Annotated in this window: 17 protein-coding genes; 13 read left to right on the forward strand and 4 right to left on the reverse strand. The window is 72.5% G+C overall.

All coding sequences use genetic code 11. The annotated features are described in order from the left end of the window. The first annotated feature begins 19 nt into the window (after window positions 1-19). The 3 genes from WME83_RS51865 to WME83_RS51875 all read left to right on the forward strand — a co-directional run bounded on the left by WME83_RS51865 (window position 20) and on the right by WME83_RS51875 (window position 6523). Window positions 20-3463 (forward strand): DVUA0089 family protein, encoded by a 3444-nt coding sequence (locus tag WME83_RS51865; RefSeq protein ID WP_437317121.1) that lies wholly within the window; start codon window positions 20-22, stop codon window positions 3461-3463. A 726-nt stretch (window positions 3464-4189) separates the two neighbouring features. After that, a complete protein-coding gene (locus WME83_RS51870) occupies window positions 4190-4684 on the forward strand; it encodes a hypothetical protein (protein WP_437317122.1) in 495 nt (164 codons plus the stop codon). Window positions 4685-4933: 249 nt separating this feature from the next. Then, a complete protein-coding gene (locus tag WME83_RS51875) occupies window positions 4934-6523 on the forward strand; it encodes an MSCRAMM family protein (protein WP_437317123.1) in 1590 nt (529 codons plus the stop codon). Between the two features lie 154 nt (window positions 6524-6677). On the opposite strand, the gene WME83_RS51880 is transcribed toward WME83_RS51875, so the two are convergent. Beyond that, on the reverse strand, window positions 6678-8162 hold the full coding sequence (locus tag WME83_RS51880; RefSeq protein WP_437317124.1) for a DUF4215 domain-containing protein: 1485 nt from the start codon (window positions 8160-8162) through the stop codon (window positions 6678-6680). Window positions 8163-8656: 494 nt separating this feature from the next. Here WME83_RS51880 and WME83_RS51885 point away from each other — a divergent pair, with 494 nt between their 5' ends. The 8 genes from WME83_RS51885 (at window position 8657) to WME83_RS51920 (ending at window position 17127) form a co-directional block, all read left to right on the forward strand. Next, the gene (locus WME83_RS51885; RefSeq protein WP_437317125.1) at window positions 8657-9961 is read left to right on the forward strand and encodes a YkgJ family cysteine cluster protein; all 1305 of its coding nucleotides are present in this window, start codon (window positions 8657-8659) and stop codon (window positions 9959-9961) included. A gap of 96 nt (window positions 9962-10057) precedes the next feature. Beyond that, on the forward strand, window positions 10058-11389 hold the full coding sequence (locus tag WME83_RS51890; protein ID WP_437317126.1) for an aspartate kinase: 1332 nt from the start codon (window positions 10058-10060) through the stop codon (window positions 11387-11389). Between the two features lie 138 nt (window positions 11390-11527). Next, complete coding sequence (locus WME83_RS51895; RefSeq protein WP_437317127.1) at window positions 11528-12334, forward strand: HAD family hydrolase; 807 nt, start codon at window positions 11528-11530, stop codon at window positions 12332-12334. A gap of 9 nt (window positions 12335-12343) precedes the next feature. Then, a complete protein-coding gene (locus WME83_RS51900) occupies window positions 12344-13480 on the forward strand; it encodes an ABC transporter ATP-binding protein (RefSeq protein ID WP_437317128.1) in 1137 nt (378 codons plus the stop codon). Next, window positions 13477-14823, forward strand: coding sequence for an ABC transporter substrate-binding protein (locus WME83_RS51905; protein WP_437317129.1), 1347 nt, complete (start codon window positions 13477-13479; stop codon window positions 14821-14823). Before WME83_RS51900 ends, WME83_RS51905 begins: the two co-directional genes overlap by 4 nt. Next, on the forward strand, window positions 14820-15701 hold the full coding sequence (locus WME83_RS51910; RefSeq protein ID WP_437317130.1) for a carbohydrate ABC transporter permease: 882 nt from the start codon (window positions 14820-14822) through the stop codon (window positions 15699-15701). The genes WME83_RS51905 and WME83_RS51910 overlap by 4 nt, the downstream gene beginning before the upstream one ends. After that, entirely contained in the window at window positions 15698-16552 is an 855-nt protein-coding gene (locus WME83_RS51915) for a carbohydrate ABC transporter permease (RefSeq protein WP_437317131.1), read from the forward strand. The genes WME83_RS51910 and WME83_RS51915 overlap by 4 nt, the downstream gene beginning before the upstream one ends. Window positions 16553-16863: 311 nt before the next feature. Beyond that, complete coding sequence (locus WME83_RS51920) at window positions 16864-17127, forward strand: hypothetical protein (protein WP_437317132.1); 264 nt, start codon at window positions 16864-16866, stop codon at window positions 17125-17127. 77 nt (window positions 17128-17204) lie between these two features. Here WME83_RS51920 and WME83_RS51925 read toward each other — a convergent pair whose 3' ends face one another. Both WME83_RS51925 and WME83_RS51930 read right to left on the reverse strand, forming a co-directional pair. Continuing rightward, window positions 17205-17495, reverse strand: a complete 291-nt coding sequence (locus tag WME83_RS51925) for a DUF3817 domain-containing protein (RefSeq protein WP_437317133.1) — start codon at window positions 17493-17495, stop codon at window positions 17205-17207. Next, entirely contained in the window at window positions 17492-17860 is a 369-nt protein-coding gene (locus WME83_RS51930) for a hypothetical protein (RefSeq protein ID WP_437317134.1), read from the reverse strand. The genes WME83_RS51925 and WME83_RS51930 overlap by 4 nt, the downstream gene beginning before the upstream one ends. Window positions 17861-18216: 356 nt before the next feature. Between WME83_RS51930 and WME83_RS51935 the strand changes: the two genes are divergently transcribed. Next, a complete protein-coding gene (locus WME83_RS51935; protein ID WP_437317135.1) occupies window positions 18217-19173 on the forward strand; it encodes a GlxA family transcriptional regulator in 957 nt (318 codons plus the stop codon). A gap of 129 nt (window positions 19174-19302) precedes the next feature. On the opposite strand, the gene WME83_RS51940 is transcribed toward WME83_RS51935, so the two are convergent. Further along, window positions 19303-19602: a hypothetical protein gene (locus WME83_RS51940; RefSeq protein ID WP_437317136.1), complete on the reverse strand. Its 300-nt coding sequence runs from the start codon at window positions 19600-19602 to the stop codon at window positions 19303-19305. A gap of 595 nt (window positions 19603-20197) precedes the next feature. Between WME83_RS51940 and WME83_RS51945 the strand changes: the two genes are divergently transcribed. Then, window positions 20198-21913, forward strand: a complete 1716-nt coding sequence (locus tag WME83_RS51945) for a cytochrome-c peroxidase (RefSeq protein WP_437317137.1) — start codon at window positions 20198-20200, stop codon at window positions 21911-21913. Window positions 21914-22131: the final 218 nt, after the last annotated feature.

Raw genomic sequence — 22131 nt, forward strand, 5'->3', positions numbered from 1 at the left:
TCGCAGGACCGCGCTCCCGTTGTTTCTCGGTCTGGGGGCTCCGGCCCTGATCGGGTGCGAGCTGCTCGTCGCCGTCGACCGCAGCAAGATCGATGAGCCCGCGGCCGGCAGCGGCGGCGCCGGCGGTGAGGCGGGCAGCGGCGGCGAGGCCGGCGGCGGAGGCGAGGCCGGCAGCGGCGGCGGCGTGCCAGGCGCGGTGTGCGGCGACGGGGTTGTCGGCGCGCCCGCCGAGGCGTGCGACGATGGGAATCGGACGGCCGGCGACGGGTGCGATCCGGGCTGCGCGATCGAGCCCGGGTTCGCCTGCGCCGGGGCGCCGAGCGCGTGCACCGACGGGTGCGGCAACGGCGCGCTGGGCGGCGCGGAGACGTGCGATGACGGCGGCGACGAGGACGGCGATTGCTGCTCGCGCGCCTGTCAGGTCGAGCCCGGGTGCGAGGTCGAGCCGAACGACGGCTTCGCGTCGGCCAAGGACGCCTTTGCCATCGCGCCGGACGGCCGGATCCGCGCGTTCATCGATCCCGAAGGCGACGTGGACGTGTTCTCGGTGACCGTCCCCGACGGCACGCTCGGGCGCCTCGAGGCGGAGACGCTCGACGGCCCGCTGGGCACGACGTGCCGCTCGCTCGGCGTCGATACCTACGTGACGATCGTCGACGGCAGGCTCGAGACGATCGCGGACCACGACGACATCGACGAAGACAACTACTGCTCTCACCTCGTGCTGGAGAAGCTGAGTCCCGGCGAATACCTCGTCAGCGTGCAGATCTCCCCTGCTGCGGAGCCCGCGACCTTCGACTACACGCTCTCGCTCACGCTGGACACCTCGGTGTGCGGCGACGGCGCGCTCGAGGGCCCGGAGCTCTGCGACGACGGGAACACGGTCGGCGGCGACGGGTGCAGCGCCGCGTGCGAGCTGGACACCCCGCGCCCCGAGGTCGAGCCGAACGACACCGCGGCGGAGGCCGGCCAGCGCGCCGCGCTCCGGCCGAACGCGCTCGTCTCGGGGGCGATCGCGCCGCTCGGCGACGTCGACGTCTTCGCCTTCGAGGTGCCGAGCGTCGCGGAGATCCTGCTCGCCACGTTCAGCCCGGGGAGCCTGAGCGCGTGCGCCCAGGGGGTCGACACCTTCCTTCAGCTGCTCGACGTGGACGGCGCGACGGTGCTGGCGAGCGACGACGACAGCGGCCCGGAGGCCTGCTCGCTCATCGACGCGAGCGTCGCCCCGTGGGCGACCCAGCTCGAGCCGGGCACGTATTACGTCGCCGTCGAGGAGTTCACGAGCGACGCCACGATCCCCGGCTACAACCTCCTCGTCGTGTTCACCGCGCTCTGCGGCGACGGCGTCGTCGAGGGGTCGGAGGCGTGCGACGGCGGCGCGGGGTGCTCCGCGGCGTGCGCGCGCATCCAGGTGTGCGGCGACGGCGTGGTCGACGGCGCCGAGACGTGCGACGACGGCGACACCGAGAGCGGAGACGGCTGCAGCGCCGCGTGCGAGCTCGAGGGGACGCTCCCGGAGGTCGAGCCGAACGACGCGCCGGACCAGGCGACCGCGGGGCAGGCGACGGCGACGGGCGCGCTGTTCACCGCGTCGATCGATCCGCCGGGCGAGATCGACTATTTCGCCGTCGAGGTCCCCGGCGTGGCCGACCTCGATCTGGAGACGTTCGACACGAGCGGCCCGCGCTCGTGCCGCGATGTCGACACGGTGATGCAGCTCCTCTCGCCGGAAGGCGCCGTGATGGCGGAGGACGACGATGGCGGCGAGGACGCGTGCTCGCGCATCCAGGCCGCCATCCCCGCGCCGGGCACGTATCTCGTGCGCGTCGAGGACTACGGCAGCGGCTATATCGGCGGATACACGCTGCGCGCTCGAACGACGGCCGTCTGCGGCGACGGCCGCGTCGAGGGCCTGGAGGAGTGCGACGGCGGCCCCGCGTGCGGGCCTGCGTGCCAGCGCATCCCGGTGTGCGGCGACGGCCTCATCGACGATCCCGAGGTCTGCGACGACGGCAATACCGACGGCGGGGACGGCTGTGACGCCGCGTGCCGGCTCGAGGGGGCGACGGCCGAGATCGAGCCCAACTCGACCCCTGCCGAGGCCGACGCGAACGGCGCCGTGGCGCCGGGAGCGCTCGTGTCCGGCGCGATCGCGCCGGAGGGCGACGTCGATCTCTTCGCCTTGCAGCTCGCCACCCTCTCCGACCTCCGGCTCGAGACCTTCGACTCGAGCGGCCCCGACCGCTGCGCCGGCGGCGTCGACACCGCCCTCGCGCTCCTCGCGGCGGACGGCGCGACCGTGCTCGCGTCCGACGACGACGGCGGCGTGGGCGCCTGCTCGCTCATCGACTCGACGAGCCCGGGCGGCGCCGCGGCGCGCCGCCTCTCGCCGGGGACGTACTATGTCAGCGTCCGCGGCTTCCCCGAGGTGCCTGGGGCGCGCTACACGCTGCGCGTCTCGCTCGACGCCTCGTGCGGCGACGGCGTGAGGGAGGGCGCGGAGGAGTGCGACGGCGGCGCGCTCTGCGATCCGCGCTGCGAGCGGGTCGCGGTCTGCGGCGACGGCCTCCGCGACGCGCCCGAGGGGTGCGACGACGGCAACGCCGCGGGCGGCGACGGGTGCAGCGCCGCCTGTCAGCTCGAGGCGGTGACCGCGGAGATCGAGCCGAACGACACCCTCGAGGAGGCGGGGGCGCGCGATCTCGTGATCGCGGGCGACGCGCTCGTCGCGGCGAGCCTCGCTGCGGGCGACAGGGATGTCTTTCCCATGAGATTGCCTGTCGCGTCGGTCGTGCGCCTCGAGGTCTTCGACGGCACCGCCGCGGGCTGCGCGGGGGACATCGCCACGACGCTCCGCGTGCGGGACGCCGAGGGGGCGCTCGTCGCGACCGACGAGGGGCTCTCCGACGCCGAGGTCGCGAGCGGCATCGGCGGCTGCTCGGCGCTCGTCCTGGCGCTGCCCGCCGGTGACTACGATATCGAGGCAGCGTCTCGGGACGGCGGCGCGGCGATCCCGCTTTACCTCCTCCAGGCGAAGGTCCTCGAGTCCGCCGGGGCCGAGGGCGAGCCGAACGGCACCATCGCCGAGGCGAACGGGCCCATCGGCTCCGACGTCTTCATCGCCGGCGCGCGGACGAGCGACGACTTCGATTTCTACGCCGTGGACCTCCCGGAGGGCCGCTCGATCCGCGCGGAGATCGTCGAGGGCGGCGCGGAGACGTGCGAGTCGCTCGAGATCGACAGCCGGCTGTCGCTGCTCGACGCCGAGGGCGCGCTCATCGCGGACGACGACGACGGCGGCCGGGGGCGCTGCTCGCTCGTCGACGGCACCGGGGACGCGCCGCGCCACCCCGGCGCGCACGCGCTCCCGGCGGGAACGTACTTCCTCCGCGTCCGCGCCGCTTCGGGCGCGTCGGGCTCCGCGGCCTTCTTCGATTACCGGCTGGCCGTCACCCTCCGCTGACGCGCGGCGCCCCCGCGCGTCCGGGGTCGCTGCGCCCACGTCCAGCCGAGACGCGGCGCGCCCGCTCCGGGCGCCGCCGGGGGGCCGGGACGAACCCCCGCCCGCCGCGGCGACTCGATGTCTCGATATCCCATCATCGCGAGACTGCCGCGCTCCGTCGCGCCGCCGTGTGGCTCCGCGGTGCTCAGCGGCGTCACATGAGGGGGCGGGACCCACAAGCATCCTCGGGAGTCGCTCGCGATCGTTCACGCGCATTCCGCGTGTTCCTTCCTCGCGCGCCCGCGCGGGCGCTCCCGCCGTCACACGCGGCCTGGACCGCTCTTCGCAGCGCCGCCGCACAGCGCCTCTCGCGGCGCAGGTGCGTGATACTTCGGCTGGATGTGGGAGCCCACGGGGTGCGTTCGAGGCAGAGGGCATGAGAGCATAGTCGAGGAGTGCCGGTATTCTCCCTGGTTCTATCTCCGTCGTGTTTTCGAGCGGAAGACTGCCAGTCAAAAGTGCTTGCGCGAACCCGCGGGGAGAATAGTCTCCTGTTGTTCGCGTCATGACCTCGGGGCGGGTTCCTCCGGGAGCGTGGCCATGACGGGCCGACGACGACGTGCGTCGCGCCCGCCGGGCCATCGCTCCCCTGGCGCAGGCCCCGGGGCATGAATCCCTTGGGTGACGATCTGGATAGGTATCTGCATCAAACTTCACCACAGATTCGATTCCTCGGAGGTATTTCTCATGAAGAAGTTTGCTCGTTGGGCGCTCGCTTTCGCTGCGGTGATGTCGGTCTCTGGCAGCGCCATGGCCATCAATCAGACTTGCGGTTACGATGTCGTGCTCAAGAACGGGCTGCGGAAGATCCCTGCCGGTAAGTTCGCTTGCGGCCTGGCCGAGCAGAGCGGGGATTTGTGGAGAGACGAGTGCGTCTTCGCGTGCAAGTGGGGCGTCATGGCGGCCCCGGGCGCCGCCGTGAGCGCCACCTCCGTCCTCCGCCAGGCGACGACGCTCGGGAATTTCGACTGCGACGCGATCTCCTATCAGTTCACGGACTCGGACATCTGCATGGACACCTTCGGCCCGAACTACGGCATCGACACGAAGTGGCAGAAGTCGATCCTGGCCAGCTTCATCGCCATCGAGGACGGCTACAACGGCGTGATGAAGTCGGTGTTGCGGTACCACTCGCCGCTGTCGTTCGCCCTGACCGGCACGTTCACGCCGAGTGGCTGCTGATGCCGGCGCGTCGCTGAGACCGGTCTCCATCGGGCTCTGAAGCGACGCCCAGCGCTCGACCGATCGGCGAGGGTCTCCCCGCAGAAAGCCCTCAGTAACGGCCCCGGGCAGGACGGGGAGGCGTTCGTCGATCGCGTCGTGCGGAGCGAGGAGGGGGCGCCGGCAGTGGCCGGCGGCCCCTTCTCTTTCTCCGCCTCCATCGAGCGTCCGGCGCAGAGCTCTAGCCAAGTCGACTTGTCTGGAGGAACAATGATGCAACCGAGTACGTCGCAACGGCCCCCGTCGCGCCGGCGTCTGTGGATCGCCGTCGGACTTCTCCTGGCTGCCCTCGCCGGCGTGGCCCTCTTCCTCGCCCTCCGTCCGGCGGACGAGCCGACCGGCGGCGCGAAGGCCCCGGCCGCCGCGGCGGAGAAGCGGGCTCGCTATCGCAACAGAGCGCTCCTCCGCGGCGGCGCGCCCGCGGCGCAGCCGGAGGCGCGGCCCACGATCAGCGGCCTTGTCTACGGGAGCGACGGGAACACCATCGCGGGCGCGACGGTCGTCGCGTCGACCTTCGAGGTCGCCGGCAACGTGCTCTCGACGGCGGGCTCGGTGAAGAGCGACGAGCGCGGGCGGTTCGAGATCGCGCTCCCGGACGGCACCTATCAGCTGAACGCGAGCGCCGAGGGGTACGGGACCACGTCGACCACGGCGCACCCCGGCGAGGCGGTGAGCCTCGTGCTGTCGAGGAGCGGCGTCATCGAGGGGCGCGTGCTGGACGAGCGGGGCGAGCCCGTGCGGCGCTTCGCGCTCGACGTCCTCTCGGCCGTGACGGCGGAGACCCCTGCGACGCCGCCTCTGTTCTCGCGCACGTTCGACAGCCCGGACGGCTCGTTCCGCATCGAGCAGCTGCCCTCCTGGCAGTTCACCGTCAGGGCGACCGCGGCGGGCTTCGCGCCCACGTTCTCTTCGATGATCGCCGTGGCAGCCGGGGACGTCGAGAAGATGGATTTGACCCTCTCCCAGGGGTGTATTCTGACCGGGCGCGCGGTGGACCCGTCCGGCGCTCCGCTGCCGGGCGTGTACGTCGACGCCGAGTCGCTGATCGCCGTCGGCGAGATGAGCCCCGTCGCCATGGAGGCCGCCGCCCAGGCGCAGACCGAGGACGACGGCTCGTTCAGCTTGCCGCACGTGCCGAAGGGCACGGTCGTCGTCCGCGGCTATGACGGGAGCAACGCCGTGAGCTCGATGGAGATCGAGGTCTCGAGCTGCGACGGCCTCCCGCCGGTGAAGCTCGTGATGTCGCCCGGCGGCAGCCTCTCCGGCGTGGCGCGCGACGCCGACGGCAAGCCCATCGCGGGCGCCCGGATCACGCTGGCGCACCGGCCGATCGGCTTCGTGAACACGGTGAGCGACGCCCAGGGCCGCTTCGAGTTCGATCAGGTCCCGTCCGGCGCGCTCCGCGTGATCATGCAGCGCGGCGAGCAGGTGATGATGGCGGGCGTCGAGATCGCGGAGGGGAAGACCACGCAGCAGGACATCGCCTTTCCGCCCCAGGGCACAGGGGAGATCCGCGGCCGCGTCACCGTGGGCGGCAAGCCGCTCCCGGGGGCTCGCCTCGTGCTGGCCACCTCCGTGGGGGACGAGGGCGCCATCGGCATGTTCTACCCTGTCACGGCCGAGGACGGCTCGTACCGCGCGTCCGGGCTCCCGCCCGGCCCCTACATCCTGAACGTCGAGTCGACGAGCACCGGGGCCGGCCTGCGGGTGAGGCCGGGCGAGGTCGCGACGATGGATCTCCAGGTCGTCGACCCGCCGAGCATGAAGGGCCGGGAGGCCGCGCTCCCGCCGCCCCAGTGACTCCAGCGCCGGCGGCGCTCCCCGGCTGTCCGGAGGCCGAGCCTCCCGGACGGCCGGTCCACGTTTGTGGTGACGACCGCGCACCGCGCGCGGGCAGCGCCGCGAGAGCGAGGCGGCAGCGCCCCCCTCCGCGGCGCCGCCGCTCAGCGAAAGGTCACTCCGCCGGCGCGACCGTCAGCGTGAACGGCCCGACATCGCCGGGGCCGTAGCTGTCGACGAAGATGTCGATCGGCGCGTCGGCGGTCACCGCCACCGTGATCGACTCGGGGAACGCGGCTTCGAGCGGATCATCGGCGCACGCGAGCTCGCTGTCCCGGTCGGCGCAGTCGGTCCGCGCGTAGAGGACGATATCGCTGCCGACCTCCGGCGTGGCGGTGATCGTCACATCGCCGCTCGCCGAAGGGGTGTACCGATAGACGATCTCCCCACCGGCGCCCCCGCACGACCCCGTGAAGCCCTGCGTGCCGTCGGACGTGTCCCCCGCCACCTCCGGCTCCGTGAGCGCCACGGCGTCGGCGCACAGGACCTCCGCGTTCACCACGCACGTGTTCTTGCATGCGTCGTCGTCCACGGTGTTGCCGTCGTCGCACTCCTCCGTGCCGACGATCTCTCCATCGCCGCAGACTTGCGGCACGAAGTTCACGTCGAGCTCGTACGAAGCGTCCGCGTCGCTCAGCGCCTCGATGTAGATGAAGTAGGTATCGCCGGCCTCGACGGTGAGCTCCACGAAGGGGTCGCCCGGCGCGAACGCCTGGAGGCAGCCGAGCAGCGTGGCCGCGTCGTCGCAGCTGGTCCGGACGTACCAGTCGAACAGGCCCTCCGGATCGTCCGAGAACGCGGCGAACTCGACCACGCCCTTCGCCGGCGCGACGAACTCGAAGACCTTCTCCTTCAGGCCCGAGCCGGCGGGGTACGTGCCGAAGAGGTCCGAGCAGATCGCGCCGAACGTGTCGGTGCCGTCCTCCGTCGTGCCGGTGAACGTCCCTCCCTCGGACACGTCGGTCGCCCCCGTGCACGCCGCGGTGATGCGATCGGAGCACGCCGCCTGCGCGGAGCAATCGAGCTCCTCGCAGTCCTGCAGGGCGTCGCGGTCGTCGTCCTCGCCGTTGTCGCAGGTCTCGCCCTTCGCGACGCAGAACCCGGAGTCGTCGTCGCAGGAGCCCTGGCACTGCTCGTCGGCGTCGCAGCCGCCGACGCACATCTGCCAGCCTGCCCCGTCCACGTCGACGCAGGTCTGCCCCACTCCCTCGCAGTCGTCCGCCGCTGCACAGGACTTGAGGCAGAGCGAGTAGCTGCCCTGGGGCAGACACTCGGATCCCTCCTCGCAAGGCAGCAGCTCCTCGTCGCAGAGCGAAGAGCAGTAGCCGCCCGCCCAGCCGAACGACTCCTCGGTCAAGCAGAGCCCGCCGAGACACTCCTCGTTGGCCGTGCAGGCCTCGCCGTCCGCCTTCGCCTCCGGGGCGCCGAAGCCGTCGCCGCCGTCGCCGCCCTGGCCGCCGTCGCCGCCCTGACCGCCGTCGCCGCCCTCGCCGCCATCACCGCCTTCGCCCGGAGGCGACGGCGAGGGGTGACCCGTGCCGGACGTGGTCCCTTGCGGGCTCGGGTCGTCGTCGCCGCAGGCGGCAAGCGACAGGCACATCGCTGCAACCGCTGACAGGGGAAGAGCAAGTCGCATCTTGTTTCTCCTTAGTAGGGGGTACAGCGCTCGTAGCACGGAATACGCCAATACGTGCCACATCAGGAGAAAAACACAGCAATAGCTGTAATTGTTACGTCCTTGGTAGAATACGTTGGTAAGAAAATGGTCCTTACAATCGTGCAATGCTGAGACCATGGCGTTTCAGAATCGAAACCTGGCGGGGATGTCCCCGACGCACTGCCGCAATTCTCGGCCGGTTCTAGGGATCCTCCGGATGGCATGGTCGGTGCTTCATGGGAGGCCAGCGCCGCCGGCGCGGCCTTCGCCCCCCTGAGGCCCCGGCGGCGCTGTATTTTTGTCCGCAGCCCTCCCGGCTGTCGCGTTCTGTCACGCCTGAGCCCCTCGGCTCGCTTCGCCCGGCAGGCCGGGACGGCGGCGGAGGGCGCGGCCGGACCGGGCGCGCATCGCCGTCGCGTTGTATCGTCGGCCGCCCCATGGCGACGAAGACGAAGCGCGCCTCTCCGGCGAAGAAGCTCCCGAAGCTTCCGGCGGAGAAGCTCTCCTCTCCCCCGGATCAGAAGTTCGCGTGCCGCGACTGCCCAGCTCGCTGCTGCCGGCTGCCCTGGAACATCCGCTTCAGCAGCGAAGAGGCCAAGCGGTACCTCGAGGAGCCGTGGGTGCGGGAGCGGGCCGGGGAGGAGGGGGCGCTCGTCATCGCGCGCGGCGTCCTGCCCATGCGGGAGAAGGACCGCCGGCTCCAGTGCGTCTTCCTCGACGACGACCTGCTCTGCAGCATGCAGAAGCGGTTTGGCCACGAGTACATCCCCAAGTCGTGCCAGGCGTTCCCGTTCGGGTTCGTCCGCGACGAGAAGGACGTCGTCGTCGCGCAGCTGTCCCATCTCTGCCCGTCGATCCGCGACAACTACGGCGAGCCCGTGGACCGACAGCTCAAGGACAAGCTCCAGCAGCGGGGCGACACCGAGCGGATGTCGAAAGCGCTCGCCACGCTGGGCGGCGTCATCCTCGCCCAGCCGCAGTATCTACGCGCGGCGGCGCACTGGGAAGCCGAGCTCGCGACCGACGACTCGCCGGCGTCGATCCTGGCGCGGCTCTACGACTGGACGACGGCCTTCGAGCGCGCCCTCCCCCCGGGCGCCGAGCGCGCCGCGGACGTCTCGATCGACGCCGCCCTCGCGCTCGCCGGCGCCGAGGCGCCCGCGCCGCTCGAGCCCCGCAGGAAGCCCTCGTTCTACGCCCGGGTGCTGTTCGCCTATCTCCTCGGCAACCTCTGTTATCCGTCGCGGGTCCGGGAGGCCCACCGCGTCGGAGAGGCCTCGTGGACGGAGCTCCACGCGCTGCGCAGCTTCGGCAACAAGGTCGCCTGGATGCTCGGCCGCGGCACCGTCGATATGCTGTTCATCCCCAAGCCGTTCAAGCTGCAGCGGGTGAGGACGGTCGACCGCTTCCTCGCCGGGGACGAGGGGACCCTCGTCAAGGACTACCTGCGCCTCGTGCTCCAGCGCCGGCACATCTTCTCGGCGCCTCGGCACCTCCTGGCCGCGGTCCTCGACCTGTCGCTCGCCACCGTCATCATCTCTCGCTTCGCCCGCTGCCGCGCCGCGGCGGACGGCCGGGTCAAGGTCTCGCCGGAGGACGTGCGGGAGGGCATCAGCGTGGCCGAGCTCGTCCTCCTGAGCCACGCGGCCCTGTCGGAGCAGGGCAAGCTCATGAAGAACCTGCGCTGGCTCCTCCTCACGAAGCGCGAGAGCTTCCGGGCCCTCCTGGCGACCGAGGCGTAGCCCGGCGCGCAAGACGTGCGGCGGGGCTCGCCTAACCGCCGGTCCCGACTATCCTTCCGCGCCCACCGGGCCGGCAGGCCCATGGAGGCACGCGCAATGATCGTCATGAAGTTCGGCGGCAGCTCGGTCGAGAGCCGCGCGCAGATCGAGAAGGTCCTTCACATCGTCCGAGCCCGTCTGGACCGCCGCCCCGTCGTCGTGAGCTCCGCCCACAAGGGCATGACCGACGCGCTGATCAACGCCGCCAAGCTCGCCGCCACCGGGAAGTACGACCCCTCCGTCCCGGTGTCCAAGCAGCGCGCCGTCGCCGAGGCGCTCGGCTGCGCGCCCGAGCTCCTCGCGCCCTTCTACGAGGAGATCGCGGATCTCCTGCGCGGCATCAGCCTCGTCAAGGAGCTCAGCCCGAGGAGCCTCGACTACATCGCGAGCTTCGGGGAGCGCATGTCCGTGCGCTGCATCGCGGACTTCTTCGCGCGGAGCGGCGTGCCGGCCCGCGCGTACGACGTCTGGGACCTCGGCTTCATCACCGACTCGAGCTTCGGCCGCGCGCGCCCGCTGCCCGGCTTCGACGCCCGCGTGAAGGCCATGTTCGCCGAGCGCGTCCCCGAGGGCGTCGTCCCGATCGTCACCGGCTTCGTCGGCCGCAACGAGGCCGGCGAGATCACGACCGTCGGCCGCAACGGGAGCGACCTCACGGCCACGCTGCTCGCCGCGGGCCTCGGCGCCGAGGAGGCGCAGATCTGGAGCGACACCGACGGCGTGATGACCGCCGACCCGAGCGTCGTGAAGACGGCCCGGAACATCCCCACGATGCGCTTCGACGAGGCCGCCGAGCTCGCGTTCTTCGGCTCCCGCGTCCTGCACCCCTCCACGCTCCTGCCCGCCATGGAGAAGGGCATCCCGGTGCGGGTGCTCAACACGAACCGGCCGGATCACCCCGGCACGGTCATCGGCTTCAACACCGAGGCCGGGTCCCCGGCCGTGACCAGCATCGCGTACCGCGAGCGGCAGGTCGTGCTCAAGATCAGCTCGACCCGGATGTTCGGCGAGGTCGGCTTCCTCGCGCAGGTCCTCGCCGTGCTGGCCCGGCACGAGGTGGTGATCGACGTGATCACCACGTCCGAGGTGTCGGTCTCGATGACCACCGACGACCTCGGGAAGCTCAGCCGCGCGCTGCCCGAGCTCGAGGGGTTCGGCGCCTGCGAGGTGCTGCCCAACCGGACGACGCTCGTCGTCGTCGGCAAGGGCCTGCCCAAGCAGAAGGGCGTCGCCGCGCAGGTGCTCGAGGCGATGGCCGAGGCCGGCGTCAACGTCGAGATGCTGAGCTACGCCATGGGCAGCATCAACCTGTCGATGGTCATCGAGGACGCGAGCGTCGCGGCCGCGGTCGCGGTGCTGCACCGCTCCCTCTTCGAGAAGGCGCGCTGACGGCTCACCACGACCGGCCGCCGGCCGCGTGACACCGGCCGCCGGCCGCGTGACAGGACGTTGACAGGCGTGACGCGACGCGCGCGCCGCAGTAGGCGTAGCCCTCGGCCGGACTCGGCGTCCGGCCCCGGGGAGACCATGACAGCGGCACACCAGGGCGGCAGCGCGGCGCCCATCCCTCGCGAGAGCACGAGCGACATCCTGCGGCGGATCGAGGCCGCGCACGCCGCCCTCGGCCCGGGCGCCGCCCTCGCGTTCGACGCGGACGGCACCCTCTGGGAGGGCGACGTCGGCTTCGACCTGTTCGAGGCGTTCCTCGCCGGCCGCTGCGCGCGGCCCGAGGCCGAGGCGGCGCTGCGGCGCGAGGCGGAGGCGTTCGGCGTCGCCGCGGAGGGCGGCGCGCACGAGCTCGCGAGCGCGCTCTACGCGGCGTTCGCCGCCGAGCGCTACCCGGAGGACCGGGCCTTCGCGATGATGGCCTGGGCCTTCGCCGGGTGGCGCGAGGACGAGCTCGCCGCCCTGATCGACCGCGTGCTCGAGGAGAAGGGCCACGCGGGGCGGATCCGGCCGGCGCTGCTGCCGATCCTCGACTGGGCGCGGTCGCGCGGCGCCCCTGTGTACGTCGTCTCCGCCTCCCCGCGCGCCGTGATCGAGCGCGCCGTCCGGCGGCTCGGCATCGCCCCCGAGCGGATCGCCGCCATGACCCCGGCCGTCCGCGAGGGCCGGCTCGCCGCGGAGCTCGCCGCGCCCCCGACCTACGGCGACGGCAAGACGCGCGCGCTCGAGCGCCTGTTCCCCGCGCTCGCCGTGCTTGCGGCGTTCGGCGACAGCGCGTACGACGCCGCCCTGCTGAGGACGGCCCGGGTGCCCGTCGCGGTCGCCCCGAGCCCGAAGCTGCTCGCGGTCGCGGGCTCGATCCCGGGGCTCGTCCTGCTCGACACCTGAGCTGCCGCCATGGCCACCCTCTCGCTCCGCGGCCTGATCCGACGCTTCCCGGGCGCCGCGCGCCCCGCCCTCGCCGGCCTGGACCTCGAGGTCGAGGACGGCGAGCTGCTCGTCCTCGTCGGGCCCTCCGGCTGCGGCAAATCCACGGCGCTCCGGCTGATCGCGGGCCTCGACAGCCCCGACGGCGGCACGGTCTCGATCGGCGGGCGCGACGTCAGCCGCGTCGCGCCCGAGGACCGCGACGTCGCCATGGTCTTCCAGGGCTACGCCCTGTACCCGCACATGACCGCGCGCGACATCATGGGCTTCCCGCTCCGGATGCGCGGGGTCGCGAAGGTGGAGCGGGCGCGCCGCGTGGAGGAGGCGGCGGCGCTGCTCGGCATCGGCCACCTGCTCGATCGCCGCCCCGGCGAGCTCTCGGGCGGCGAGCGCCAGCGCGTGGCCATGGGCCGCGCGATCGTGCGCGCGCCCGCGGCGTTCCTCTTCGACGAGCCGCTCTCGAACCTCGACGCCGCGCTGCGCGCCGAGCTCCGGGTCGAGCTCGCGGCGCTCGTGCGCCGCCTCGGCACGACGTCGGTCTACGTGACCCACGACCAGATCGAGGCCATGACCATGGGCGACCGCATCGCCGTGCTGCGCGCCGGCGAGCTCCAGCAGGTCGGCCCGCCGCGCGCCATCTACGAGGCGCCGGCGAACACCTTCGTGGCCGGCTTCCTGGGCACGCCGGCGATCAACCTGGTCCCGCTCGAGCGCGCCGGCGATCGGTACGCGAGCGCGGCGCTCTCGCTGCCCGCCCCGCCGGGGGTGGCGCTCCCGGACCGGGTCATCGCGGGCGTGCGGCCCGAGCACCTGCGCGTCGCGCCGGGGGCGCAGGGCGACGCGGCGGCGTGGGGCGGCGCCGGGGCCGCGGGCGACGGGGCGCGGGGCGAGGTGGAGGTCGAGGCGCGCGTCGTTGTCGCCGAGCCGCTCGGCGCCGAGACGTTCCTGTACCTCGAGGCCGGCGGCGCGCGGCTGCGCGCGCGGGCGCACGGCTTCGCGACGCCCGCGCCGGGGGAGGCGGTGCGCGCGCGGCTCGACCCGGGCGCCGTGCTCTGGTTCGACGCGGGCTCCGGCGCGCGGATCGCCCCGCCGGGGGGCGCGTCATGAGCGGAGGGGGCCGCGCGGGGCCCTGGGCGAGCGCCGCCTGCTCGCGGCGCGACGCGCTCCGGGCGCTCGCCGCGTCGATCGCCGCGGCCGCGACCGGCGCGACCGGCTGCGCGCGGCGCGCGCCCGACGGGCGCATCGAGGCCTCGCTGTGGTTCGCCTACGGCGGCAAGAACCGCGAGGTGCTCCTGTCGCTCGTCGATCAGTTCCACCGCGAGCAGGGGCGCTACCGCATCGACGCGGTGTACCAGGGCGACTACTTCGAGGCGCTCGCCAAGCTGCGCACCGCGCTCGCGGCGCGCGCGGCGCCCGCGCTGACGCACGTGGTCGGCGAGGTGGTGCCCTACCTGGCCGAGGCGGGCGTGCTCGAGCCGCTGGAGCGGTTCCTCGGCGCGCCCGGCGCCGGGCACGGCGGCCTCGACGTCGTCGAGGCGCTCGGCCAGGCGGGCACGTTCGTCGGCGGGGGCGAGCGCCCGCTCGTGTGCCTGCCGTTCAACCGCTCGACGCCGATCGCCTACTACAACCGCGACGTGTTCCGCGAGCTCGGGCTGTCGCCGCCGTCGACCTGGGACGAGCTCCGTCAGACCGCGGCGCGGCTCGTCGTGCGCGACGGCGGCGGGACGCGGCGCTGGGGGTTCGAGTGCCCGATCGATTGGTGGTTCTGGGCGGCGCTCGTGGGGCAGGCGGGCGGCGAGCTCCTCGGCCCGGACGGCGCGCCGGCGTTCGGCGGCGAGGCGGGCGTGCGCGCGCTCCGGTTCTGGCAGGCGCTCGTGCACGAGGACCGCACGATGAAGCCGCCGCCGGGGCGCGACTACAACGCGTGGCAGGTGACCAACACCGACTTCCTCTCGGGCCGGGTCGCGATGATCTGGACCTCGACCGCGTTCCTCCGGTACCTGGAGGACAACGCGGGCCAGGCGGGCGCGGGGAGGTTCGAGGTCGGCGCGGCCCCGCTGCCGCGCGACGTGCGCGCCTCGGTGCCCACGGGCGGGACGATGTTCGTGATGCCGCGGGGCGCGGCGCCGGCGGCGCAGGAGGCGGCGTTCGCGTTCCTGCGCTGGATGATGGAGCCGGCGCAGGCGAACGCGTGGGCGACGCGCACGGGCTACATGCCCGTCTCGCGGCGCGGCCTCGAGGCGCTCACGCGGGACGGCTACTACGCCGCGCACCCGAACGATCGCGTCGCCGTGGACCAGCTCGCGCACGCCGCGCCCTGGCCCTGGTCGCCGGACCTGTTCCGCGTCCAGCGCGAGGCGGTGCAGCCCCGGCTCGAAGAGGCGGTGCTCGCCCCGCGCGACGCCGCCGAGACCCTCTCCGAGGCCGTCCGCGCGGCGCGCGAGCGATGAAGCCCAAGCACCCCCTCTCGCCGTACCTGCTCCTCCTGCCGACCGCGGCCTTCCTCGCCGTGTTCTTCCTGGTCCCGCTCCTGCTCGCGGCGAAGAACAGCTTCTACGCGTGGGATCTGCTCACGCCGCCGCGGTACGTCGGGCTGCGGAACTACGAGGTGCTCGCCGAGAGCGGCGAGCTCGCCGGCGCGTTGCTCCGCACGCTCGGCTACAGCGCCGTCGTGGTGACGCTCTCCGGCTCGCTCGGGCTCGCGCTGGCCGTGGCGCTCGATCGGCCGGGGCCGGTCTACGCCTTCGTGCGGGGCGCGGTGTTCAGCGCCTATGTCGTGTCGTGGGTCGCGGTGGCGCTGCTCTGGATGTGGATCCTCGACGCCGAGGGCATCTTCTCGGCGGCGCTCCGCGGGCTCGGCCTTCCGGCGATGAGCTGGCTCGGCGATCCCCGGTCGGCGCTGCTCGCGCTGGCCGCGGTGAGCGTCTGGAAGATCACGGGGTATGCGATGGTCATCTTCCTGGCGGGCCTGCAGGACATCCCCCGCGCGCTGCACGAGGCGGCGGCGCTCGACGGCGCCGGCCCGTGGCGGCGGTTCCGCCACGTGACGTGGCCGCTGCTCCGCCCGAGCGCCGCGTTCGTGGCGACGACGAGCCTCATCCTCTCCTTCCAGGCGTTCGACGTGATCCGCGTGATGACGCAGGGCGGGCCGGTCAAGTCGACGACCCTCTTCGTCTACGCCATCTACGAGCACGTCTTCGTGAACCTGCGGGTCGGCCGGGCGAGCGCGATGATCGTGATCTTCTTCGGGTTCTTGCTCCTCTTGACGGTCCTGCAGCTCTGGGCGCTCCGCGCGGGCGTGCCGCGCGAGGGGAGGCGGCCGTCGTGACGGCGGGGCGCGGCGGCGGCGCGGGCGCGGGGCTCTTCAGCGCGCGCGCGCGCCGGCTCGTCTCGGACCTCGTGCTCCTCGCCGTGGCCGTCGTGTGGCTCGGGCCCTACGTGTGGATGACGATCACCTCGCTGAAGACGCTCCCCGAGATCACCCGCGCTCCGGCGTACCCGTTGCCGCAGGCGATCCAGCTCGGCGCGTACCGCGAGGTGCTCCAGGCGGTGCCGGTGATGCGGTATTTCGCCAACACCGTGTTCATGGCGACGGCCATCGCGCTCTTGCAGATCGCGCTGGCGCTCCCGGCCGGCTATGCCCTCGCGAAGCTCAGGTTCGTCGGGCGGAGCGCCGCGTTCGTCCTCGTGCTCTCGTGCCTGCTCATCCCGGCGCAGGTGACGTTCGTGCCGGTCTTCACGATGCTCGGCGCGGCCGGCCTCGTGAACACGTTCGCGGCGCTGATCCTCCCCTTCGGGGTCAGCGCGCTCGGGACGTTCCTCGTGCGCCAGGCGCTGCTCTCGGTGCCTGACGAGATCATCGAGGCGGCCAGGATGGATGGGGCGGGCGAGCTCAGGATCGTTTACCTGATCCTCGGCCCGATGCTCCGGCCGACGCTCTCGGCGCTGTTCCTGTTCAGCTTCGTCTTTCACTACAACGATTACTTCTGGCCGCTCGTCATGACGACGGATGATCGGGTGCGCACGTTGCCGCTCGCGATCGCCCTCCTGCGGGAGCAGGGGACGGGGGTCCGCTGGCACCTCGTGATGGCGGGCAACGTGATCCTGAGCCTGCCCGTGCTCCTCGTGTTCGCGGCGGCGCAGCGGCAGCTGCTGCGCGCGGTGACGGCGCGGGTCTGAGCGGGTCGGGCGCCCGGGCCTGCGCTCGAGGCAGCCGGGCCGTCGGAAGCGCGGTTTGGCCGGCCGGCGTGTGCACCGGCGTGGCAGTGAGCGCGGGGCGCGATCGCGCCCGCCAGCCACGTTGGTGCGGCGGCCCTGCGCCTCGCCGGGCTGGCGATCGCCGCGAATCGCGGCGGGCCGCGGCGCCGGATCGAGGGGAGAGCGCTGCGCGGTTTGTTCTCGTCCGGGCGCCCTCGTTTCTGGCCCGGTCGTCGCACCGGCTCGCGGCGGCAAGCGCAGCGCCGGCCCGGCGCCGCGGGAGGAGATCCACGATGACGACGACCGAACCCATCATGCAGAAGGAAGAGGGCAAGATCACCACGAAGATCGAGGAGCGGACTGGCAGGGTTCCGTCCGGCGCCTATCTCGGGCTGGCGATCGGCTCGATGGTGGTCTCGGCCGGCTGCATGCTGGCCGGCAAGAAGCAGATCGCGAACTTCATCGGCCAGTGGGCGCCGTCGCTGCTCGTGATCGGCCTGTACAACAAGCTGGTCAAGATCGAGCACGAGATGGGCTTCGGCAGCGCCTACCGCTGACGGCGGCCTGCTGCGGGCGGCGGACGGCGGCGAGCTCGCGCTCGAGCTCGCCGCCGGCGACGTGCCGCCCCCGTTGTCTACGCCCGTTCTCGGCCCCGCAGGATCCGGTCCGCGACGACGAACCCGAACGGGACGACGGACAGCGCGAGCACGCTGACCACGGCCCGGCCGGACAGAGCGCGCTCGAGCGCCGCCCGGAAGGCCGCGGAGAGCATCGCCAGGAAGAGCACGCCGTGCACGCTCCCGGCGATGCGCACCGCGACGGGGTAGCCAAGCGCGTATTTCAGCGGCATCGCCACGAGCAGCAGCAGCAGGAGAGAGGCTCCCTCGACGATGCTCGCGATCCGGAGGGTCCGGCGCTCGTTCATGGCCGCACCTGCGCCCAGGTCGGCTTGACCACCATCAACACCACGACGCAGACCACGGGCAGCGCGGACCCAAGGAACGCAGAGAGATCCCTTCGCTCTCGGCTGACGCAGTAGACAAGCGCGGCGTTGGCGACGAGCGACAGGAGCAGCGCTCCTGCGACCCAGAGCTCGAACAGCGGCCAGCCGTTCAGGACCAAGAGCGCGTATCCAGACAGCCACGTCGCCAGCAGGCTGGGCGACGCGACGCGGTGCACGGCGCGCCTCCGCGCGGCGGGATCTTCGCACAGGAAAGCGCCGGCGGCGCCGCCGGCATATCCCATGACGCTCAGGAACTTGAGCACGAGAATGCATCGATACGCGATCATCGGTACGCCTTCTGCCAGAGGTCGCTAATCCAGCGTTCAAGCCTCGGAGGCAGCTCGGGGTCCAGCCTCTCCGTGGTGCGTGGCGGCGTCCGGGGCTGACGTCCGGGACTCCACGCCGACGCCAGTCTGGAGGACGGGCGCCCTCTGCGCGAGCGGCGAAAACGACAATGATCGACAGGATCTGGCCAGCGTCGTGCCTTGTGAGAGCGGGATCGCCGCCGCATTGCGAGGTCGTGGGGCCACCGCGGCTGGGGGATGGACCCAGGCGGAGACGATGCTGCGGCGAGCCGGCAGGGATCGCTGTCGTCGCGGCCGCTGCGGTTGTCGGGAAAAGAGGAGCGCGCCATGATGGCGCCATGCATCGGGTGGTGATCGTCGCGCTGGACGGGGTGGTCGCCTTCGATCTCTCGACGCCGATCGAGGTGTTCGAGCGCGTACGCCTCGCGAGCGGGCGCCCGGGGTACCAGGTGCAGGTCTGCGGCGTGAAGCGCGACATCGACGCCGGGCGATTCCGGATGCGGGTCCGGCAGGGGCTGTCGGCCCTGCGCAAGGCCGACACGATCATCCTTCCGGGCATCGCGGACGTCGGTCGGCAGGTCCCGGAGCCTCTGATCCGCGCCGTCCGACGAGCCGCCGAGGGGGGAGCGCGCGTGGCCTCGATCTGCAGCGGCGCGTTCTTGCTCGCCGCGACGGGGCTGCTCGACGGCAAGCGGGCGACCACGCACTGGCTCGCCGCCGAGGAGCTCGCGAGGCGCTTTCCGCGGGTGTCCGTGGACCCCAGCGTCCTCTATGTCGACGAGGGCAAGGTGCTGACGTCGGCCGGCGCGGCCGCCGCGCTCGACCTGTGCCTGCACATCGTGAGGCGCGACTACGGGGCAGCCGTGGCCGCCACGGCGGCGCGCCTGTCCGTCATGCCGCTCGAGCGCGACGGCGGCCAAGCTCAGTTCATCGAGCGAGCGCCCCCTCCGACGGAGCATGTCTCGCTGAGCCGAGTGCTGGAGTGGCTGGAAGCGCACCTGCACGACGAGCTCTCCCTCGGCGACATCGCGCGGCGAGCGGCGATGAGCGTCCGCTCCCTAAGCCGCCATTTCAAGGAGCAGACGGGCACGACGCCGCTGCAATGGCTCCTCAAGGCGCGCGTCCGCCGGGCGCAGGCGCTGCTGGAGACGACACCCCTCTCCATCGAGCGGGTCGCGTCCGGCGCCGGGTTCGGCTCGGTCGCGGCGTTCCGGCAGCACTTCCATCGGGTGGCCGGGACCAGCCCGCAAGCCTACCGCCGCGCGTTTCAGAGCCGGCCCCGGCGCGCCAGCTGATCTCGACCGCGCCGGATTGCTCCCGGCAGGGGAGCTCGCAGCCCTCGCGGCCGCGGTCGATCTCGCCCCCGTCCCCGTTCTCGATGCTGCTCGTGCGCGCTGGCGCCTCGCAGGCGACCGCGTTCCGCATCACAGCCGAGCGAGCCAGCGTAGATCGGGTGAATAGAGCTGATCCCACTTTTCTCCATCATCGTCTCTTTCCGAGCATTCTTCACATGAAGAAGACCACTCCTCACGCGCCCGGACATGCTCTGCGGCGCTCAGGCGGCAAGGCCCGATAATAAGATGCTCGTGCGAACGTACGATGTTGATCGCGGAGAGCTGCACCAGGCGCTCCGCGGCTGGCGTGTCGAAGGTGACGTGCATCGCATCCAAAAGCATCGGGGGGTCGCCATGCTCATTTGAATCCGCACTGAAAGCAGATCTCATGGGTGTAGGGCTTGTCTTGCTGACATTCGTCGCGGCAGGCGTACGACGTGCCCCCGGAACCACGGGCTCGGCACCCGCCCCCCTCGCACGACATGGCGCAGGAGGCAGGCGTCCGCCGGCGGGTCGCAACACCACCGGCCGGCAGCCATCCTACGTAACGATCGTTTCCTGCTTTAGACCTCCCCGCGAGGACCTCGTCTCGCGGAGCTGCCGGCCCGCGCCGGGAGTTCCCTCCGGCGAGGCTCCCGCGGCGCGCTCCTCTCCGCCCAGGGCGATGGACGATCCCTCGCGCAGCCCCGCCGGTAAACCCGCTCCCCGCGGCCCAGCGCGCGCCCCCCTTCGCACCCCGCCTGAGAACACTCCTTCCCGCTCCGGCTCCCGCTCCGGCCGCCGGCGCCGCTCGGCGCGCGCCTCGCCCGGCGATAACCGCCGTCCAAATCTCGACATCTCCCTGGAATCCTTCTTGCTGAGCTCGCGCGCGCGGTGAACGGAGGACCTCATGCGTCAGCGACTTTCTCGATCTCTTGTCCTGGTAGGGCTCTTCTCCACAGGCGTTTTCTCGTCGCTCCTCGCGGCCTGCGGGCCAGAGGACCCCATGCCGACGCCCGGCTTCGGCGTCGACGGCTCTGATCCGCAGATCATGGTGACGGAGGTCCCGCCGCCGGCCATCAGCGGCGGAACGCTGCTCATCGCCGCCGACGGACATACGGCGGTCGCGGCGGACCCCGACCGCGATCGCGTCTGGATCGTGGACCTCGACGGCGGCGAGCCGGCGTCGGTCGCGCTCGCGCGCGGGGACGAGCCCGGGCGCCTCGTCGAAGACGCGAACGGCCGGGTCCACGTGGCGCTCCGGCGCGCCGGCGCCGTGGCCACCCTCGACATCGCGTCGCGATCGATCGTCGAGCGCCGGGAGGTCTGCCGCGCGCCCCGCGGGGTCGCCTTCGACGCAGCGCGCGACGCCATCCACGTCGCCTGCGCCGGCGGCGAGCTCGTGACGCTCCCCGCCGCCGGCGGCCCCGCCGTCCGGAAGATCCGCCCCGCCCCCGACCTGCGCGACGTCGTGGTCGAGGGCGACCGCCTCCTCGTCAGCCGCTTCAAGTCCGCCGAGACCCTGGTCGTGGGCCCCGAGGGCGAGGTGCTCTCGCGCCGCGCGCTCCCCGCATTCCGCTCCAGCGGGTTCAGCACCTCGGATTACGCACCTTCCGTGGCCTGGCGCATGGTGCCGCGCGCTGAGGGCGGCGCGCTGATGGTGCACCAGCGTGCGATGGCGTCGCAGGTCACCCTCAGCCCGGGCGGCTATTACCAGGCAGGCGATTGCGATGGGAACATCGTGCACGGCGCGATCAGCCGGATCGACCCGGCGGATACTCCCGACACGGAGCGCCCCGCGCCGCCCGCGGCCGCGATCCCGAACGTCTCGCTGCCGGTCGACATCGCGGTATCGCCCGACGGCGCGCGCGTGGCCGTGGTCGGGGCCGGCAACGACGTGGTCGTGACCGCGGCCACCGGCAACCTGACGCGCGACTCCGTATCCCCCAACTGCAACCCCGAGGTCACCTCGCAGCCGGTGGGCGGGCAGCCGGTCGCCGTGGCGTTCACCGCCGGAGGCGCCATCGTCGTGCAGCTGCGCGAGCCGGCCGCCCTGGCCGTGCTCGACGGGCGCATCATCGCGCTTCCGGGCGAGAGCGCCAGAGACACCGGCCACGACATGTTCCATCGCCCGCCGAACGGCTTCAGCGCCGTCGCGTGCGCGTCGTGTCACCCCGAGGGGCACGAGGACGGACACACGTGGAACTTCGACCCCGTGGGCCTGCGGCGGACGCAGACGGTGGGCGGCGGCATCCTGCAGACGGCGCCCCTCCACTGGAGCGGCGACATGCAGGATCTCTCCGGCCTCATGGGAGAGGTGTTCGTCTCCCGCATGGGCGGCCCGAAGCCCGGCGCCCGGCGGATCAACCTGATGGCCCGCTATATCGACAGCCTGCCCGCCTTCCCGGCGTCGCCGCCCGAGGACGAGGCCGCCGTCGCGCGCGGCGCGGCGCTCTTCCACGACAAGAAGGCGGCCTGCGCCGACTGCCACAGCGGCCCGATGCTCACCAACAACCGGAACGAGGATGTCGGGACCGGTGAGCTCTTGCAGGTGCCCTCGCTCATCGGCATCGCCGGGCGCGCGCCGTTCATGCACGACGGCTGCGCGGCGACGCTCCGCGATCGCTTCGATCCCGCCTGCGGCGGCCGCGATCACGGCGACGTCTCCGGCCTGACCTCCGCGCAGCTCGACGATCTCGTCGCCTACCTCGAGTCCCTCTGAGCCCTCGCCCCGCCGCGCTCCCCGCGCGACGCGATTGAGGCGTTCCTCATCACCCGGGGCCGATTGCCACGATCGCGCCCGGCCATCGTCCGGCCGGCGCGGCGCTGGATCCGCAATAGACGGGAAATCCGGACGCGCGTCAGGCGACGTCGCGTCGCTCGCGGGCGGCACAGCGGTTGCTCCTTGATCGACGCAGACACCGCGGTTCGATGGATCCG

Source organism: Sorangium sp. So ce385 (assembly GCF_051474135.1).
Taxonomy (GTDB): domain Bacteria; phylum Myxococcota_A; class Polyangia; order Polyangiales; family Polyangiaceae; genus Sorangium; species Sorangium cellulosum_D.

Bases quoted from the DNA above. Each gene is read 5' to 3' on its own strand.
- WME83_RS51920 (WP_437317132.1), top strand. From the start codon at position 16,864: ATGACGACGACCGAACCCATCATGCAGAAGGAAGAGGGCAAGATCACC.
- WME83_RS51895 (WP_437317127.1), top strand. From the start codon at position 11,528: ATGACAGCGGCACACCAGGGCGGCAGCGCGGCGCCCATCCCTCGCGAG.
- WME83_RS51870 (WP_437317122.1), top strand. From the start codon at position 4,190: ATGAAGAAGTTTGCTCGTTGGGCGCTCGCTTTCGCTGCGGTGATGTCG.
- WME83_RS51905 (WP_437317129.1), top strand. From the start codon at position 13,477: ATGAGCGGAGGGGGCCGCGCGGGGCCCTGGGCGAGCGCCGCCTGCTCG.
- WME83_RS51890 (WP_437317126.1), top strand. From the start codon at position 10,058: ATGATCGTCATGAAGTTCGGCGGCAGCTCGGTCGAGAGCCGCGCGCAG.
- WME83_RS51900 (WP_437317128.1), top strand. From the start codon at position 12,344: ATGGCCACCCTCTCGCTCCGCGGCCTGATCCGACGCTTCCCGGGCGCC.
- WME83_RS51875 (WP_437317123.1), top strand. From the start codon at position 4,934: ATGATGCAACCGAGTACGTCGCAACGGCCCCCGTCGCGCCGGCGTCTG.
- WME83_RS51880 (WP_437317124.1), bottom strand. From the start codon at position 8,162: ATGTGCCTGTCGCTTGCCGCCTGCGGCGACGACGACCCGAGCCCGCAA.
- WME83_RS51940 (WP_437317136.1), bottom strand. From the start codon at position 19,602: ATGAGATCTGCTTTCAGTGCGGATTCAAATGAGCATGGCGACCCCCCG.
- WME83_RS51925 (WP_437317133.1), bottom strand. From the start codon at position 17,495: ATGAACGAGCGCCGGACCCTCCGGATCGCGAGCATCGTCGAGGGAGCC.
- WME83_RS51910 (WP_437317130.1), top strand. From the start codon at position 14,820: ATGAAGCCCAAGCACCCCCTCTCGCCGTACCTGCTCCTCCTGCCGACC.
- WME83_RS51885 (WP_437317125.1), top strand. From the start codon at position 8,657: ATGGCGACGAAGACGAAGCGCGCCTCTCCGGCGAAGAAGCTCCCGAAG.
- WME83_RS51930 (WP_437317134.1), bottom strand. From the start codon at position 17,860: ATGATCGCGTATCGATGCATTCTCGTGCTCAAGTTCCTGAGCGTCATG.
- WME83_RS51945 (WP_437317137.1), top strand. From the start codon at position 20,198: ATGCCGACGCCCGGCTTCGGCGTCGACGGCTCTGATCCGCAGATCATG.
- WME83_RS51935 (WP_437317135.1), top strand. From the start codon at position 18,217: ATGCATCGGGTGGTGATCGTCGCGCTGGACGGGGTGGTCGCCTTCGAT.